The following is an 18526-nucleotide window of genomic DNA, read 5'->3' on the forward strand; positions in this document are numbered from 1 at the left end:
TAGGTTATCGCTGTGAAAAGACTGTCTATTAGGTGCCTTTAGAGTTTAGAACGTATAACTCATACCCACTTGAACCGTACGTGATTCACCTGGATAAGCATAGGAACGGAAAGCACTTTCATCATAAACTTTATCAAAAATATTCTTCACATCTAAGTTAAGACGAAGTTTGGGTGTCGCCTGATAATAAGAAACCAAATCTGTAACTGCATAACCCTTCATTGTGTAGGTACTATTGGCTGTCTGACCTGCACGCTTATCAATATATTTTTGATTAATGCCCAGACCTAAGCCTTGTAAAGGGCCATCCTGAAATTCATAGATATTTAAAAGATTAAAACTATTCTTGGGAATATTCGCTAAAGCGGTTCCTTTTTTCAAAGTATTGTCTTTAGTCACTTCTGCATCTGTATAGGCATATCCACCAATAATTTTCCACGCTGGAGTGATTTGCCCTGCAACATTTAGCTCAATACCTTGGCTACGAACTTCGCCAGCAGCAACTTTATAATTTTGAAATAAAGGATCATCCGTTAAGACATTTTCTTTATTGGCATAGAAAATCGCAGAGTCGACTGACAGCATATTGTTGAGAGCTAACCATTAAAACCCTAGTTCATAAGCCGTACCTTCTTCTGGATCAAAACCTTCGCCACCATGACTTGTACCAGTATTGGGTTTAAAAGATTTTGCAGCATTGCCATAGAGTGAAAGGTTATCATTCGCTTTATAAACTAAACCTAACCGTGGAATAAATGCATCATGACTGGTATTCCAATTGGGTTTACCCGGACGCAAATCCTGATAGTCATGTTCATAGTGCTCAAAACGTAAACCTAATAGTGCACTTAAACGTTCATTTAATTCGATTTGGTCTTGTACAAAAAGAGCCGTTGTTTTTAAGTTTTCACGGTCATGCGTAGAAACTGTATTAAGTTCAGGTAGTGGTTGGCCTAAAACTGGATCATAAATATTGATCGGGTAGTTATTTGACTTAGCATCTGAACGAATAATATATGACTTATAATCATAATTTTCATATTCAAGCCCTGTCACTAAGGTATGAGCTAGACCTAAAAGTTGGAAATTACCTGTTAGATTAATTTGGGCATCGGTATCTTGCCATTTTAATTCGCGATAGTTGTAATTTCGGTTTAAAGTTTCGCCGTCATCTTGAATATCATTTGCTTCTACCGCATAGCCATGCAATTTACCATTTAAATATTGCACACCAGCATTCAGCTTCCAGTCATTCCCAAGGTCGTGCTCGACTCGTAATTGAGTCATATTGTTATCATTGTAGAGTCGGTTGTTGTATTTACCTGTTTCCCATAAATAGGTTTCGGGTGAACTATTAAAAGACTTCTGACCTGCATAGCGTGTATGACCACGATCAAGCGGATGCTGATTTCGTAAAATATCCGCTTCAAAAGTAACTTTTGTTGCGTCAGAAGCTTGCCATTGAATGACTGGTGCAATTCCATAACGTTTAGACTCGACATGATCGCGATAACTATCACCGCCTTCTGCAATCACATTTAGACGATAACCAATATTTTCTGCATTTGGAATAGTACCTGTGGTGTCTACCGTAGTGCGATATAAACCTTCACTGCTAAGCTGGGCACCTAAAGTGGTTTGTTGCTCAGACTTCGGTGTTTTAGAAATTAAGTTAAACGTACCACCCGGGTCACCACGACCATATAAGCTAGAAGAGGGACCACGTAAAACGTCTACACGTTCAATAGTATTGCTATCAGGGGCATTTGGGTAACCACGGTTAATCGGGAATCCATTACGATAAAATTCACCGCTAGTGAAACCACGAAGGTTAAAGCCTGTTAACCCTTGGCCGCCAAAATTATTAGCACGAGTCACACCGCCAGCTAAATCAAGCGCTTCGATTAAACGTGTCGCGCCAATATCTTCAATTACTTTTTGAGTCACTACACTGACAGATTGTGGCGTATCTTTTAATGCGACTTCACTACGTGTTGCGCTACTTGAACTATCGACTTTATAAGTTTGGTCAGCAGCTTGTTGGGCTTTAATCTTAATGGTAGCAAGTGTTGTTGATGAACTATTGGTTTCTGCAAAAGCGTTTGAGATACAGCACAGTTGGGCGATGCTTAGGGAGAGGAGGCGAAGCTTAAGATCCATTTAAAACCTTGTTGATAATAAATATCAGTATAAAAATAAGAATTATTATATTGTAAATCTATGTAAAGAAAATACCGGATCCGTGATATATGTGTACAAGTGTATTTTATTAAGAAATACAGAAGATTAGAACTATAAAAAAATTAAAATAGAAAGGAATTTATAAGAAGAGAATATGGCGTCCCTACGGGGATTCGAACCCCGGTTACCGCCGTGAAAGGGCGATGTCCTAGGCCTCTAGACGATAGGGACGTTGAGGATGGCGGTATCTTAAGAAGCCGCCACCAAACTGTCAAGGAGGTAAGGTGACAGTTTGTTCAAAATATAGCAAAACAGTTCAGCAGTCTTCTGAGTATCGTATAAAGCAGAGTGTGCTTCTTTACCATCGAACTCAATTCCAGCTTGAATACAGGCTTTAGCAAGCACAGTTTGTCCAAACATAACAGCACTTAAAGTAACCGTATCCATCACTGAAAAGCTATGAAATGGGTTTTGGTTTTTTGTGCTTGTACGCGCAATTGCTGCTTGTACAAAACCAAGGTCAAAATGCGCATTGTGGCCTACTAAGACTGCATGGGTACAATGTTGCTGTTTACGGACTTCATTCACCGATTTAAAAATACGGCGTAATGCAGTGCGCTCATCTTCAGCCATTGCAATACGCATTGGATTGAATGGATCAATACCAATAAAGTCTAACGAACGGCGATCGAGATTAGCCCCTTCAAACGGGTTAATATGCGCATGAAATGCTGGACCAGGGACAAATTGTCCCTGAGCATCATACACAATTGGAATGCACGCAATTTCTAGCAATGCATCTGTCTGGGCATTAAAACCTGCCGTTTCAACGTCAACAACAACAGGTAAGAAGCCACGAAAACGTTGGCCAATGACCGGGACAGAGGTTTCTTGTGTCACACTTTTCTCCATTGCAGCGTTTTCCCGGCATGCAGCGGGATAATTTTTTGATCATCTAAATAATCAAAAGATTCTGGAACGAGGTTATCTTCTTTTACCAAAGTAATGGTAGAAGTATTACGTGGTAGCCCGTAGAAGTCTGCACCAAAGTGGCTTGCAAAACCTTCTAAACGCTCTAATTTACCCACTTGGTCAAATGCTTGAGCATAAAGTTCAATTGCATTAGGCGCACTATAACAGCCCGCACAGCCACACGCATTTTCTTTTGCATTTTGCGAGTGAGGAGCGCTATCTGTACCCAAGAAAAATTTAGGGTTACCGCTCGTTGCAACTTCAAGCAAAGTGGTCTGGTGAGTTTGACGCTTTAAAATTGGTAAGCAATAGAAATGCGGTTTAATACCACCAACCAACATATCATTACGGTTAAATAATAAATGCTGAGGCGTAATGGTTGCAGCCACATTGCGGTCTTGTTCTAAAACAAAGTGCGCAGCATCGCTTGTTGTGATGTGTTCAAGTACCACTTTAAGCTTTGGAAACTGTTTTAATAACGGTGATAAAACTTCGTCTAAGAAACGCTTTTCACGGTCAAAAATATCAACGTGGTTATGAGTCACTTCACCATGAAGTAATAACGGAACTTGATGCTCTTCTAGTTGCTCAATGACCGCATAAACTTTACGAATGTCACTTACACCGTTATCAGAGTTAGTGGTCGCGCCTGCTGGATAAAGTTTAATGGCATTTACATGTCCAGATTCTTTAATTTTACGAACTTCGTCTGGTGAGGTGAAATCAGTAAAATAAAGCACCATACGTGGGTCAAAGTTAAGACCCTTTGGAACATGAGCAAGAATACGTTCACGGTAAGCCAATGCTTCTTCCACAGTTTTTACAGGTGGAACAAGGTTTGGCATACAGATCGCACGAGCAAATTGCTTGGCCAAATCAGGTACAGTACGTTTTAATGCTAAACCATCACGTAAATGTGCATGCCAGTCATCTGGCTGGAGCAGGGTAATAGAATCCAAGGCAGTTCAAACTTCGAAATAAAACAAATGATAATCGATAAAGTGTGAAAATGGTAACGAGAATTACGGACAAATGGCAAAATAAAGCGGCAGAGGCCTTAAAAAATAATGTTATATTTTGTTAATGTGTAATGGGCAGGAATCAAGTAGTGGTGAATAGGGGAAATGTACATGAATTACTCAAAGCAAAAGAAGAAATAGAATATTTAGTAACTCTACATACCCATCGTTATGCCAACATGCCTTTGCCACACCAATTAGAAAAAAAATTCTGGTGTCTGAATCTTGAGCGAACTAAACAAAATATCTCAAAATTTTTAGCAAGTGGTGTTTTAACCTATCTTATTTTTATTTTGTTGGTGTTGCCAACCGATTACTTAGTGATAGGTAAGCCTTATATTACTCTGGACTTTATTCATTGTTTATTAAGTGCAATGAATATTGCGCTTGCGCTCTTACTATTTTGGATTTTTGCCAAATCTAAAAAGCTCTCCGAGCACTTTTATTTTGCTGCATGTAGCATTGTTTTTTTTAGCATTATTACAAGTGCAATGTTGTTGCTAAGCGTCGGAAATATGGCGCTTAAAAATCAGTCGATGTTGCTACTTTCATTTTTATATATGCTTGGGTTTATCTTAAGTGGGATCAAACCACTACATATGCTGTATGTAGGCTTATCAGCAGCAATATTGGTTTTTATTTTTCTTAATTTACTCAACGTAAATTGTGATTATATTGCACTTGGTCGAGCCTTGTTCGGTACTTGTATTTTAGGTTTTTCAATTAGCACCATGCTTATCTCTAGAGAAAGAAGCCTTTTTTTAAATAATCAGCTTGCTGAACTTAATGAACAAATTTTACGTATTGAGGCATCTGAATTGCTTCATTTAAGCCAGCAAGACGCACTGACTAATATCTCAAATCGACGTACTTTTGATGAGATGTTCGACTTTTTTTACTATCGTGCAAAACAAGAAAAGCGACCATTGGCCGTTTTGTTTATTGATATCGATTTTTTTAAAAATTATAACGATTTTTATGGACACCAAATGGGGGATAAAGTTATCTCATCTATTGCTGCTGCAATTAAAAATTCGATTCGGCATGTTGATTTTGTTGCTCGCTATGGAGGAGAAGAGTTTGTCGTGCTGTTACCGAAAACACCTGCTCAAGGTGCCTATGCCGTCGCTGCAAATATTTATAAAGCGATTGAGCGACAAGCCATTCCTCATGCAGCATCTTTAGTCTCTAAGCATGTCACGATTAGTTTAGGTTTTACTGTTTATACAGAAGGTTTTAAAGTAAATCAGGAAAAATTAATTCACGCTGCGGATCAAGCTTTGTACCGAGCTAAGCAGCTTGGACGTAACCAGATTTATTATCAACCGTTAGAAGTGGTTGAACTTGTTTGAGCACAAATATTTGAAATAAAAAAGCCACCTTTGTCGGTGGCTTTTTTATTAAGTAAGAAAATTATTTTTTCTTGCTATCAAGTTGTGGTACAGCAGAACCTTGGCCGATTGAAAGCAAACCAGCATCTGTATAGATACCAAGTTTTGCACGTGTATCGGTAATGTCGAGGTTACGCATAGTCAACTGACCAATACGGTCCATTGGCGTAAACATTGAATCGCCTTTTTCCATTGTTAAACGTTCAGCTTCGTACGTTAAGTTTGGAGATTCAGTGTTCATGATGGTGTAGTCATTACCACGACGAAGTTCAAGAGTTACTTCACCAGTAATCGCTTTAGCAACCCAACGCTGTGCAGTTTCACGCAACATAAGTGCTTGAGAGTCGAACCAGCGGCCTTGGTAAAGTAAACGGCCTAAACGTAAACCGTTAATGCGGTATTGTTCGATCGTATCTTCGTTATGAATACCAGTAACCAAACGCTCGTAAGCAATATGAAGAAGGGCCATACCCGGTGCTTCATAAATACCACGTGATTTTGCTTCGATAATACGGTTTTCGATTTGGTCAGACATACCTAAACCATGACGGCCACCAATACGGTTTGCTTCAAGAATAAGCTCAACCGGATTGTCAAAAGTTTGACCGTTTAATGCAACAGGTACACCTTCTTCAAAACGTACAGTCACTTCTTCTGGGGTAATTTCAACTTCATCTTTCCAGAAAGCAACGCCCATAATTGGGTCAACGATTTTGATACCAGCATTTAGGTATTCAAGATCTTTTGCTTCGTGAGTCGCGCCCAACATGTTTGAGTCAGTTGAGTACGCTTTTTCTTTTGACATTTTGTAGTCAAAACCGTTGTCGATCAGGAACTGTGACATTTCTGCACGGCCACCGAGCTCATCGATGAAGTTTTGATCTAACCAAGGCTTATAAATTTTAAGATTCGGGTTAGTCAACAAACCATAACGATAAAAACGTTCAATATCGTTACCTTTATAAGTTGAACCGTCACCCCAGATGTTTACGTCATCTTCTTTCATTGCGGTAACTAGCATTGTACCTGTTACTGCACGACCGAGTGGAGTCGTATTGAAATAAGGAACACCACCTGTACTGATATGGAATGCACCACACTGAATCGCAGCAATACCTTCAAGCGCAAGTTGTAAGCGGCAGTCAATTAAGCGAGCTTTTACAGCGCCGTATTGTTCTGCTTTCTTTGGAATTGCATCGTAGTCATCTTCATCAGGCTGACCTAAGTTTGCAGTATATGCATAAGGTTCTGCGCCTTTTTGTTTCATCCACAATAAGGCAGCTGAAGTGTCTAGGCCTCCGGAGAAGGCAATCCCAACTTTTTTGCCTACTGGTACATGCTGCAAGATAGTTGCATTATCAGTCATTGCTAATCCTAACATTTATGAAAAAGACCCCATATAGGCGGTCTTGAGAATTCTGAATGGCGGCTATTGTAGCACTATTCATGGTGCTTTTTTTCGCAAAAAAAGCATTAATTCACTTGTTCTGATTTGAAGTTTTAATTTGATAAAAAATATAAGGCTATTTATAGAATAAGAAGAAGTGAATGAAGTATTGTTCTTAAATAAATGGATTGACCATAAGCTCCGATAAATTTCTTTGCTTGGTCATCCAAAATTATCAAAAAAGTATTAAAGTACTATGCAACAAGTTGCAAAAAATTATTGGGACGCAGCATGACAAGTTACGCCAATTTATTAAAACCATTACATCTAGGCTTTACCACCATTAAGAACCGTGTGGTGATGGGTTCCATGCATACGGGGCTTGAAGATCGTTTTTACAATTACCCAAAGCTGGCAGCTTATTTTGAAGAGCGTGCAAAAGGTGGGGTGGGCCTGATTGTGACAGGTGGTATTTCACCGAACCGTCAAGGCTGGTTAGCACCTGCTGGCGGAACCATGAATAGCTTATTTGATATTCCACAGCATCGTCTGGTTACACATGCTGTGCATAAACATGGTTCAAAAATCTTAATGCAAATTTTGCATGCAGGTCGTTATGGTTACCAGCCGTTTGTTGTATCTTCAACTGCAATTAAATCTCCAATTTCCCCATTTAAACCACGCCAGCTTTCTGAAAAAAATATTCTGAGCACAATAGAAGATTACGCACAGTGCGCCGATATTGCCAAAAAAGCAGGTTATGACGGTGTCGAAATTATGGGTTCGGAAGGTTATTTAATTAACCAGTTTTTAAGTCGCCACGTGAACCAGCGTACTGACCGTTGGGGTGGTGAAATTGAAAACCGTATGCGCTTTCCAGTCGAGATTGTTAAAGCGATCCGTGCCAAAGTCGGTGAGAAGTTTATTATCTGTTTCCGCTTGTCATTACTTGATTTAGTCCATGACGGTAACACCATGCAAGAGGTGGTGACTGTAGCCAAAGCTTTAGAAAAAGCAGGGGTGACTTTATTAAATACCGGCATTGGCTGGCATGAAGCTCGTGTTCCGACCATTGTCACGTCTGTGCCTCGTGCCGCTTTTGTCGACTACACTGCTCATGTAAAACAGCATATTTCTATCCCGATTATTGCGTCAAACCGAATTAACATGCCTGAAACTGCCGAAGAAATTTTGGCAACTGGTAAAGCAGATATGGTTCAAATGGCGCGTCCTTTATTGGCCGATGCATTTTGGGTAAATAAAACTGCGACTAACCGTGTTGATGAAATTAATACCTGTATTGCATGTAACCAAGCCTGTTTAGACCATGCTTTTAAAAATAAGCGTGTATCTTGTTTGGTTAACCCACGTGCAGGCCATGAAACTGAACTGGTCTATTTAAAGACTAAACAGCCTAAGCGAATTGCAGTTGTGGGCGGTGGAGTAGCGGGTATGTCGGCGGCAACTGTTGCGGCAAGCCGTGGTCATGCAGTGACGCTATTTGAAGCAACTTCAGATGTAGGTGGACAATTTAACTTTGCCAAAGTTGTACCAGGTAAAGAAGAATTCCACGAAACGATTCGTTATTTTAAAGTCCAGCTCGAAAAAACTGGAGTGGACGTACGTTTAAATACTCGCGTAAATCGTGAGCAGCTTGAACGCGAAGGTTTTGATGAAGTAATTGTTGCAACAGGTGTAATCCCTCGCGCATTAAAAATTGAAGGAAGTGACGCGCCACAAGTCCTTTCTTATGCTCAAGTTTTGAAAGGGGCAGAAGTCGGGCAAAAAGTTGCAGTGATTGGCGCGGGTGGTATTGGTTTTGACGTGTCAGAGTTTTTACTTAAACCGCCACATCAACCACAACCGCAACCTTTGGCTGATTGGCAACGTGAATGGGGTGTAGACCCAGATCCGAACTATGTTTCTGAAGGTGGTATGCAGCCGCCAGAAGTTGAACCAGCAATCCGTGAAATTTATTTACTACAACGTAAAACAACACCTCTCGGTATTGGCCTTGGCAAGACTTCGGGTTGGGTACACCGTGCACAACTTAAAAAGCATGGCGTACGTATGCTGCGTGGTGTGCAATATAAAGCAGTCACTGATGAAGGACTTTGGATTGAGCACAATGGTCAAGACCAGCTTTTACGTGTAGACACAGTTGTAGTGTGTGCAGGTCAAGAGTCGGTAAAAGACTTGATGCCAAAAGAAGGTGAGTCGACTATAGCGAACTATCATATTATTGGTGGTGCAAAGCTCGCAGCAGAGTTAGACGCGAAGCGTGCGATCAAAGAAGGAGCAGAATTGGCTGCGCAACTGTAAAATTGATGAAACAATATGCACTTGAACACAAAGCGATGATATTTTTCTTGAATAAAATGAATAAGCTTTGTATTCTTACGCACATGGAAGCGTGGCAGAGCGGTTTAATGCACCGGTCTTGAAAACCGACGAGGGTGTGAGTCCTCCGTGAGTTCGAATCTCACCGCTTCCGCCAAATTCGAAAAGCCCCTGTTAAAAGCAGGGGCTTTTTTTTATATCTATTATTTTATCCCTCATCTTACCCTCCATAAAAATTTGGATTGTGTTAGACAGATTTTGATTTCAATTTAATTTTATACTGTGTAGTTAATCGCACCCTCATAATGGTCAATATCTTGTAATTGTTTGATGAATTCTTTCGGGGCGACTATTGCTGCTATATGTATAATTATGGGTAGAATAGCTCCTTATAATACCAATCCCTTTGCATCACTAACTTGCAAAGTAAAATCGCCTGATATGTACCAAATTTAAATTAAGAGATATGGATAATTCATGAATTTAATAAATCACAGTAGTAAGTTCTTTCTTGCAATTTTTCTTATGATGAATCTTTCAAATACATATGCAGCAAAAATACAGGCTGTAGATGCTGAAGTACAGGAGAGTGCTGTAGATGTAATGGAAGCTGCTGGAGCAGAAGCTGTAGGTGGGCAAGAGGATATATGCCGTGCTGACGAGGCATGTGATGTTGCATCTGCTGTTTCTGAGGATGAAATGTATGGTGGCATTCAACAAGAATATGTCGTAAAAGGCTGTAAGGTAACAATCTACAACGATGGGCCTGTGAAAATGGTCAATGTAAAGACAGATCAACCATGTGATGCTCCACTTCCTAAAGACCATAAATTTTCTAGATAGACTTTGTGAGCCTATAAATTATTTTGTGCGCCTTTCTGTTTTTTCTCATAATCATGAACCATTCGAATACGCTCTTCGGTTGCAGGATGAGAGGATAAAGTATCAAGAACAGCTGTAGATAGTTTATTAGCTGAAGATTCTTCCTGAGAAGTTAGTGGATTGGACTGATTTTTTTTATCGATACCTTCTTCTGTTGTACCGCTTAAACGTTGTAAGAAATTTGCAAAGTGCGAGACTTCTATATGCCTCCTATCCATCAGCTGTAAAGCATATAGATCGGCTTCGGACTCAAATTTACGTGAGTAATTTGCACCAATCATAGCGGCAGGTAAGGACGTAAATAAGTCTGAATTATCTCCTGTCATTGCAATGTATAATATACTTAGGCCTAAACTCGCTAACCCTTGTTGCAAACTATGGCGATAAACCAAATGGCCTTGTTCATGGGCTAATACGCCTAAGATTTCCTGATTCGTATGTGCCAATTTGATCAGTTCATCTGTGATAATAATCGTATTATTGGGTAGCGCTACAGCATTTGCCCCTATTTGATTACCTTGACGGAAGACTAATTTGGCTGGTTTGTTTTCAGCAACAGTATTCAAATATTGTTTAGTAATTTGATCTTTTTGAGTTTGTGCTAATTGGCTGGGTGCAGTCCAATTATTTAATACATAATTCTCGGCTTCATCACCTAGTTTCTTTAAAGTATTCTCAGGTAATTGAAAAGCAAGATAATGGGACGTTGCAGGAACCCCCCATTTGACTAGACTGATCGCAAAAGTAATCACAAAAATTACACTAAAAAGAATAAGTCCCGGAGAACGTTCAAATTTCCAGATCGAATGTTGAACCTTTTTAGTTGTGTAATTAAACCATTCAGGTAATGCACTATGAAATTCAATCCGTGCATCATCAGATAATTCAATTACTGGGTGTAACTGTCCCAGCGCACCAATCAATTTCATATCAGTATATTGATAATGACGCTGAAGTTCTAATTGCTCACCATACCGAATTAGAACTTCAGATTCAGATTGAGCTGAAATCTGAGCAGGGTATGGTTTAGACACTAGGCCATCATAGAAAGTGATATCTACTGCGTGGGACATAAATTATTAAACTCAGATTATTATAAAGAGATGTCGATATCAAAAATATCGCTGATTTCTTCAGCTAAAGCACTTTGCTCTTGTTGGGCTAGATTCATCATTTGATCTGGATCATCTAATAAAATTAAACTCATCGATTCAATCTGGTATTTATGAATACGAACTGCAGCCCAAGCAGACATTAAACCTATGGATAAGATTTTTACAATCCAGTTCGATGCTACAATCCATGCAAAACGCCATTGGTTACAGTCTGTTTTAAATTGACTGTTTCCAACTGTAGTATTGTTCCATGTCGTAATAAAAATACGTGCAGCAATTAATGGATAAATAAATAATCCAATAAATGCATATACCGTAAATATTCCGAAGAATATAGCGTTCGGTGAGAACCCAGAAATTGTTCCTGCCATAGCAAAGTAAATGATTGAAAAAATAGCAATTATACCAATTGCAATAAAAACTGGTATATAAACTGCAGCCATATATGCAGACCATTTCGCGTTTAATTTAAAATTTAATTGTCCTGCATATAAGTTGTTAAGATAATATTTTTTATATAGCCAAATAGCTACAGGTGTAAAGATTCCTAAAGTGAAAATATATACCAATATACTCAAAAGAAAGACTTTATAAGATTCTTTTATCGTTCCACCAAAATAAAAACGTGCGTTGCCGAACTTACTATTTCTTGCAGTAAAACGCAAAGTAGCGCGAATTAGCCAAGGTACTGCTGCATATAATGCAATTAGTCCAACCACAGTCGCAATCATTGAATACTGTGATGAAATTGCAAATACGACGTAAATTCCTAATGCAATTAAACGTCCAATCAAAATCTTGGTTGGAATCCCTGTAAAATCAAAGCGACGTTCAAAAAATTCTGTATTACCATAGAAATAGCGTAAGCGACGAACTTTAGCCCAAGGCGCATATAAGCTTAAAGTAATAATAGTCAAAAGAATATTAACGATCCAGATTCCAAAATATTCTGAGGCATTCCCATGAAACTTAAAATGATGAATTCCTGAGTGTGAAATTGGTGGAGTTGTAATATTTTGATCCTCATTTACATCTTGAGGAAGAGAGGTTAAAGCTTGGTCTTGCATTTTATTCTCTTTATTGAAAATATATGATCTTGATTGAATGTAATAGATAATTAGAAAACTATTGAGAATATTATATATTTTTTATAAATTGAAATAAATAGAATAAAAAGCAAGCATTAATAGAATATACATTATATGAAGAATCTATTATCAATAGGCCACCCTATTTTATATAAAATTTTTTTATTTATTTTTACATTTTTTTATGAAATTGTGTTTTGTAAAGAGTTGATTTTTAATTTTATTACATAGATTTTAGGAAGTTATTATTTGTAAAAGGATAGATTTGAAAATAGACAAATCTGTCTATTTTTTATAAAATATAGTAGTTTATAACTCAGATTTATAAAAAAGTGATGTTTAATAATATCTTTCAAATTTTAGAGAATTTTGGTTTTCTCTCAAAACATCGTTCGGTATACCTTCAATTTTCAGATGCATCCCTGAATAGTCAAGTTTTTTTACAACGTATAGATGGGCAACATTATCTTAATCAGGGCATAGCTGCAGATTTGATTTGTTTATCAACCAATGCTCACCTTCCACTTAAAAAATTTATAGGTGTACAGGTTGCTGTTGATCAGGTGACAGATCAAGGACAATTATTTCGTACTACAGGTATTATTACTGGAGCATCACAGGGGCAAAGTGATGGTGCTCTAACTTTATATAAACTCACAATAAGTGATTCAACTTATCTTTGGCATAAACGCAGAAATAGCCGTGTGTTTATGAACAAGAGTGTGAAAGAAATTAGTGAAATTCTTTTTCAAGAATGGCAAGGGAAAAGCCCATTATTTGCTGCTAGCCTTACACTAGATTTGAGTGGGTTAAAACAGCAATATGATACTCGTCCTTTCCTTATGCAGTTGAACGAAACTGACTATGACTTTCTAACTCGTTTATGGCGAAGTGAAGGTATTAATTGGCTGATTGATGAAGCGGAACTGATTGTACCGAATAATACAGATCATATTCAGGCACAAAAATTACGTCTCATTGATGATAATAACCAATTTCAAGCGCTGACAAGAAGAACGGTTCGTTACCATCGAAGTCATGCAACTGAACAGTTTGATAGCATGACTAGTCTAATCGCTGGTCGTAGTTTACAGCCGACTTCTGTGTATGTGCAGCGTTGGCAGTCAGATGTATTACAACAAACAGATGGGGCTGGTAATGTACAAAGCAAACATCAACATAGCAGTAATTATGACAATCAGAGTTTAAGTCTTGAAGATGCTTGGCATTTTAGCCCAGCATGGATACAAGATTTGAAAGGTGAAGATGGTGCAACACCAGCAAGTGGTCAGCAGCTAGAAAAGTTCAATCAAAACTTAAGTGCTTATCATGATGCTCAATCTAAGCAGTTTGTTGCTCAAACTACTGTACGGGATACACAAGTCGGCTATTGGTTTGAACTTAATGAGCATCCAGAAATTGATCTACATAGTGGAGCAGACAAAGAGTTCTTAATTATTGGTAAGAGTTACTATAATCAAAACAATTTACCCAAAGATTTAAATCAGCAAATTCAAGCTTTGGTTCAACAAAGCGATTGGCAGTTGGGTAACACAGAAGAACGTCAGGGTAATGAGCTGATTTTACAACGCCGCAATATTCAAATTGTGCCTGAATATCAACCATTACAAAATCGACCTAAAGCTTCTCCTCAACGTGCACGTGTCGTTGGTCCAGAGGGTGAAGAGATTTATGTTGATCAATGGGGACGCATTAAAGTTCGTTTCTTGTTTACCCGAAGTGATGACCATAACCACGATGGTGGAGCGGGATGTAATGACAATGATACTGATTCGGCTTGGGTCGATGTTTTAACGCCTTGGGCTGGAAAGGGTTATGGTGTACGTTTCTTGCCACGTGTTGGAGAAATCGTTGCTATTAATTTCTTTGATGGTAATGTTGATCGCCCATTTGTAGTTGGACGCATTCACGAGGCCGAACGTCATCCAACCCGATTTGACCAGAAAGGACAGTTACCCGATACCAAAAAACTAAGTGGGATTCGTTCAGAAGAGGTGGGTGGAAAAGGCTTTAACCAGTTACGACTTGATGATACGACTGGGCAAATTAGTGCACAGTTACAAAGTAGCCATGCTGTTAGTCAGTTAAACCTTGGTAATTTGAGCCATCCTAAAGAAAGTGCGACAAGTGAAGGTCGTGGTGAGGGGTTTGAACTCAGAACGGATCAATGGGGGGCTGTTCGAGCTGGTAGTGGTTTACTCATTACTACTCATAAACAAGACCAAGCCCAAGGTGTACACCTTGATGCAAATAATGCCGAACAACAAATAGAGGATAGCCTCAACAATGCCAAAGCACTTAGTGAAGTTGCTAAAAATCAGCAAACCGATCCACTAGAAGTGCTTGAAAATCTAAAAACTTTTTTAGAACAAATTGAACAGCAAGATAAAGATAAAGCAGCTGTATTTAAGCAAGCTATTATGGTGTTAAGTGCACCAAATAGCGTGGCTATAGCCAGTAACGAAGATATACATCTAAGTGCAGATGGCCAATTAAGCCAAAGTGCTGGAGATAGTATTAATTTAAGTACTCAAAAGAACATAATTGCACATGCACAAAATAAGATCAGTCTTTTTGCAGCCCAACAGGGAGCTAGGCTCTATGCGGGTAAAGGGAAAGTTGAGATACAAGCTCAAGCTGACGGAGCAGACTTAATTGCACGTAAAGGCGTTCAGATTATTTCTACAGAAGATCGAATTGAAATTACTGCCTCTAAAGAAGTTGTAATCACATCTGGCGGTTCCCAAATTAAGATCAATAGTTCGGGAATTTTCCCCGTCACAGGTGGGAAGTTTGAGGTGAAAGCTGGGCAGCATGTATTTACTTCTGGAGCAAGTGTGAGTGCAAATACTCCACAGTTACCTGTGTTGGGAGAGCTAAATCAGCATAATTTGCGGTATCTTTTGAAAGATAAAGAAGGTATTCCGTTTGCTCATCATAAATATATTGCTTTTATGCCAAATGGGAAAAAGCTGGAAGGTATCACTGATGAGAATGGATATACTCAGTTAATTAAAACAGTACGTCCAGAAGAAATATCTCTCCACTTGTATAACAATGAAGAAATTAATATAGATTAGCCATGACAAAATTCTATCCATACGTTGTCTTAAAAACAAATGTTAGCCCTAAGTTGTTAAAATATAATATTTATATATACAACACGGTACTTAACCAAGCTGAGACAGCTATTCTTTTTAAAGATACTGCTTTTAAGAAAATAGGTAATGAGCTCTATCAAACTAAATCGATTGAAATTGATAGTTCAAAAATAGGGTTAGAACGACTAAGAGATTGTGTGATTATTCTTAATTTATATCGACTAAGTACTTCTGGGCAAGAAAGTTTAGTAATGAGTCGCTATATCATTCCAGATAAAATTGAATCTTATCCTTACCCAAATCATGAAAAGAATAAAAATATTCCAGTAACAAAATACGTTGAGTCTACCGCTTTCACTAAAGTTGTTAAAGGTGATGTTTCTAAAAATAATTTTGAACTTGCTTTAAATCGAAATCGAATTTTTCAGTGCATTGATCCAGGATGTAAACCAGGAGAGGCAAAAGATCCTTTTTCTAAGGCCCAAATTGAAGCTGGTTTACAATCCCGATTAAATGAGCCTTTTCCTGATCAGGATTTTTCATCATTGTGTGGTGCAGCTGCTTACTTTTTTTGTCTAATAAACTTAAGTCCCTCTAAATATAAATTAGCAGTAAAACAACTATGGGAAACTGGTCAAACTAAAATTGGTGAACTCTCAATTCAACCTTCACAGGATGGATGTAGACGAGTAAAAAATTTCTATCGTCCTAATGGTATACCTAAAGTTCCTCCAATTGACTGGATTACACTTGCAAGTTTACGTGAGTCAGAAAATTTTAAATTAAAATTAGATGATCCCGGACATGAGGTAGCAGGGATTACGACGCCTATGGAGTTAGAACGATGGTTTAGAAAATCAGGTTTTCACATAGCTGCCTCATACCCAATCAAAATGGGAGGGTATGATCGATATTTTATTTCTGACATTAACAGTAAATATGCTGGACCTGATTATTATATTGTGACTTTAATTTCAGCAAGTCTATTGGATAGTGGTATTAGTTCAGGAACTAAACTGGTTCCTGATCACTGGATTGTTTGGACCGATAAGTTAAGGAACTTAAATGGTCAACCCATTAATGAATCTTCAAATACATTTGATACAAAAGTAACACTCAAAATGTTTACTTGGGGTGAGAATAGAACAAGATTGAAGAAAGAATTATCTTTATATAGCTTTGATCGAAAGGTTTTTTTTGCACTTGTAATAAAAAAGGAAAATTTCTAATGAAAAATAGACTAATCTTCATTTTTTCAGTCCTATTGATGCTTACTGGTTGTGGTAAGAAATACACAATAACACCTGATAGTCTGCCTATAGCTCATGTTAATCAAAATTATCAACAAATTATTAATATTTCAGGTGGTAAAACAGTGGATAAATATGTGGATTTTAAAAATAATATTCCTGATGATTTAGGTATATCGGTTAGTCCAGATGAAAGTAGTGGCTATAATCAAATTACGATCAAAGGTATTCCAAAATATACAGGCGTATTTACTATTTATATTTCGACGGGATTCTATGCTGGTGGTGATGCTGAAATAAATAAAACCTATACTCTTAAAGTTGAGAAATAAATATTTTACATTTTAAGAATTTGTAGAATTAAACTTTTACTTCTTTCTAAATAAAAAAATAGTCTATTACTTATAGGCTATTTTTTATTTACACTTTTTATAAATGGAAATTTAACAATAAATTTTAATATTTGAAAGCTTGCTTAGTCGCGGTAGTTAATTCCGAAAAAAAAGTATTTTTTGCTTCAATTGTTAAAAAGGAGAAATTTTAATGAAAATTAAACTTATTGCTATTTTCTCAATATTATTGATACTTACAGGTTGTGGTAAGAAATATACGATTACTCCTGATAGTTTGCCTATAGCTCATGTTAATCAGGAGTATAGACAACTTATTCAGATTTCTGGAGGTAAAGTTAGTGATACAAGTTCGCCTTTAAAAACAGATATACCTGAAGATTTAGGAATAACAGTTCAACCTGCTAATGATCGAGATGGTTATAATATTATTGAGGTCAAGGGAACCCCAAAGTATAAAGGTACATTTACAATTCATATTTGGGTTGGTTTTTATGCAGGTGGAGGTAATGAAATTAATAAAACCTATATTTTTACAGTTCAGTAGGGATTTTAAAAATTAAATTAATCTACATGTCTATTATCGAACCAGATTAACTAAATATAAAAATAGTGTCGATCAAAAATGTTATTAGATTATTCTTTATTTCTTTGTGATAGGAAACATAAGGACGAATGGGAAAGGAAAGTAACCAAAGTTGCTTACTTTCCTTACTTTGAAAATAAATTAAAACTGAGCTTAATTTAAATAAACATTACTTCTTTTGCTTAAAGCGGTATTTACATTTTAAACAGCGATAATCTTGAAAAATATTCTTGTCGATTATTACGCCAGCTTTCTTACCAAAAATATTACCAACTACACCGCCAGTAATTCCTGCACTAATGGCACCAACAAAAGTCCCTACAGTTCCACCAACAATTACACCTAAAGGACCAGCAACAGTACCAATAGCTGCTCCAACAGTAGCACCAGTCGCAGCACCACCTACAGTGCCTGCCGTTGTGCCGGCAGCTGTGAGTAAAACACCGCCAGTTGTTCTAAGTAATTTGTCATGGTCACGTGCTTCAATTTCTGTAGAACCACACTTAGGACATTGCAGAGCTTTTTCCATAAAATTTCCTGTCTTCATCATTGAGTGACACAGTTGACGGCTAAATCAGTAAAGTGGGTAAAGAGCCTGTCTTGCGATGCAGTATCTTTTGCCTATTGAGTGATCGTAACGATAACTGGTCTGCTTTGATTTTAGCTGAACATTGGCACAAATATTTATAGATCATGTAAACACTTGTACTTTAATAATTATCTCATTAAATACCAATGTTTAGAATGACTAAGGTTTACATATCCATGTGTCTAGCAGAGAGCAATTCAATAATGATGAATAGAATGTGAATGGTTTTTTGAATAGATTTTCTGAAGTTGCTC

The 18526-nt window shown here is 37.6% G+C and carries 13 protein-coding genes, 2 tRNA genes and 1 pseudogene; 8 read left to right on the forward strand and 8 right to left on the reverse strand.

The features are described from left to right. Positions 1-45: 45 nt before the first annotated feature. The 4 genes and pseudogenes from fhuA to pyrC all read right to left on the reverse strand — a co-directional run bounded on the left by fhuA (position 46) and on the right by pyrC (position 4112). Positions 46-2160: pseudogene (gene fhuA, locus MKX14_RS09825) on the reverse strand (TonB-dependent siderophore receptor). Between the two features lie 176 nt (positions 2161-2336). Further along, positions 2337-2412: transfer RNA gene (locus tag MKX14_RS09830), tRNA-Glu, on the reverse strand. Positions 2413-2430: 18 nt separating this feature from the next. Beyond that, positions 2431-3093 carry a ribonuclease T gene (rnt, locus tag MKX14_RS09835; RefSeq protein WP_002117536.1) on the reverse strand — a complete coding sequence of 221 codons (663 nt, stop codon included), beginning with the start codon at positions 3091-3093 and terminating at the stop codon, positions 2431-2433. Next, positions 3078-4112 carry a dihydroorotase gene (gene pyrC, locus MKX14_RS09840; RefSeq protein WP_199992661.1) on the reverse strand — a complete coding sequence of 345 codons (1035 nt, stop codon included), beginning with the start codon at positions 4110-4112 and terminating at the stop codon, positions 3078-3080. Before pyrC ends, rnt begins: the two co-directional genes overlap by 16 nt. Before the next feature lie 149 nt (positions 4113-4261). Between pyrC and MKX14_RS09845 the strand changes: the two genes are divergently transcribed. Next, positions 4262-5524: a GGDEF domain-containing protein gene (locus MKX14_RS09845; RefSeq protein ID WP_240282396.1), complete on the forward strand. Its 1263-nt coding sequence runs from the start codon at positions 4262-4264 to the stop codon at positions 5522-5524. Positions 5525-5585: 61 nt separating this feature from the next. Here MKX14_RS09845 and argG read toward each other — a convergent pair whose 3' ends face one another. Beyond that, positions 5586-6944, reverse strand: coding sequence for an argininosuccinate synthase (gene argG, locus MKX14_RS09850; RefSeq protein WP_014206117.1), 1359 nt, complete (start codon positions 6942-6944; stop codon positions 5586-5588). Positions 6945-7241: 297 nt separating this feature from the next. On the opposite strand from argG, the gene MKX14_RS09855 reads away from it, so the two are divergent. From MKX14_RS09855 to MKX14_RS09865, 3 genes are all read left to right on the forward strand, one after another. Next, complete coding sequence (locus MKX14_RS09855; protein ID WP_016802556.1) at positions 7242-9272, forward strand: NADPH-dependent 2,4-dienoyl-CoA reductase; 2031 nt, start codon at positions 7242-7244, stop codon at positions 9270-9272. 85 nt (positions 9273-9357) lie between these two features. After that, positions 9358-9447, forward strand: a tRNA-Ser gene (locus tag MKX14_RS09860). A 368-nt stretch (positions 9448-9815) separates the two neighbouring features. Next, positions 9816-10133, forward strand: a complete 318-nt coding sequence (locus MKX14_RS09865) for a hypothetical protein (RefSeq protein ID WP_080759572.1) — start codon at positions 9816-9818, stop codon at positions 10131-10133. A gap of 11 nt (positions 10134-10144) precedes the next feature. On the opposite strand, the gene MKX14_RS09870 is transcribed toward MKX14_RS09865, so the two are convergent. Together MKX14_RS09870 and MKX14_RS09875 are read right to left on the reverse strand one after the other, a co-directional pair. After that, entirely contained in the window at positions 10145-11245 is a 1101-nt protein-coding gene (locus tag MKX14_RS09870; RefSeq protein ID WP_240282352.1) for a M48 family metallopeptidase, read from the reverse strand. Positions 11246-11265: 20 nt separating this feature from the next. Further along, positions 11266-12354: a YjgN family protein gene (locus MKX14_RS09875; protein ID WP_069122592.1), complete on the reverse strand. Its 1089-nt coding sequence runs from the start codon at positions 12352-12354 to the stop codon at positions 11266-11268. A 356-nt stretch (positions 12355-12710) separates the two neighbouring features. Between MKX14_RS09875 and MKX14_RS09880 the strand changes: the two genes are divergently transcribed. From MKX14_RS09880 to MKX14_RS09895, 4 genes are all read left to right on the forward strand, one after another. Next, complete coding sequence (locus MKX14_RS09880; protein ID WP_240282353.1) at positions 12711-15476, forward strand: type VI secretion system Vgr family protein; 2766 nt, start codon at positions 12711-12713, stop codon at positions 15474-15476. 2 nt (positions 15477-15478) lie between these two features. Continuing rightward, a complete protein-coding gene (locus MKX14_RS09885) occupies positions 15479-16726 on the forward strand; it encodes a hypothetical protein (RefSeq protein ID WP_240282354.1) in 1248 nt (415 codons plus the stop codon). Beyond that, a complete protein-coding gene (locus MKX14_RS09890) occupies positions 16726-17079 on the forward strand; it encodes a hypothetical protein (protein WP_240282355.1) in 354 nt (117 codons plus the stop codon). The genes MKX14_RS09885 and MKX14_RS09890 overlap by 1 nt, the downstream gene beginning before the upstream one ends. 211 nt (positions 17080-17290) lie before the next feature. Then, positions 17291-17644, forward strand: coding sequence for a hypothetical protein (locus tag MKX14_RS09895; protein WP_240282356.1), 354 nt, complete (start codon positions 17291-17293; stop codon positions 17642-17644). Positions 17645-17852: 208 nt separating this feature from the next. On the opposite strand, the gene MKX14_RS09900 is transcribed toward MKX14_RS09895, so the two are convergent. Beyond that, positions 17853-18212 (reverse strand): hypothetical protein, encoded by a 360-nt coding sequence (locus tag MKX14_RS09900; protein WP_002120526.1) that lies wholly within the window; start codon positions 18210-18212, stop codon positions 17853-17855. Positions 18213-18526 lie beyond the last annotated feature (314 nt).

The organism is Acinetobacter pittii, assembly GCF_022449185.1.
Lineage (GTDB): Bacteria > Pseudomonadota > Gammaproteobacteria > Pseudomonadales > Moraxellaceae > Acinetobacter > Acinetobacter pittii_I.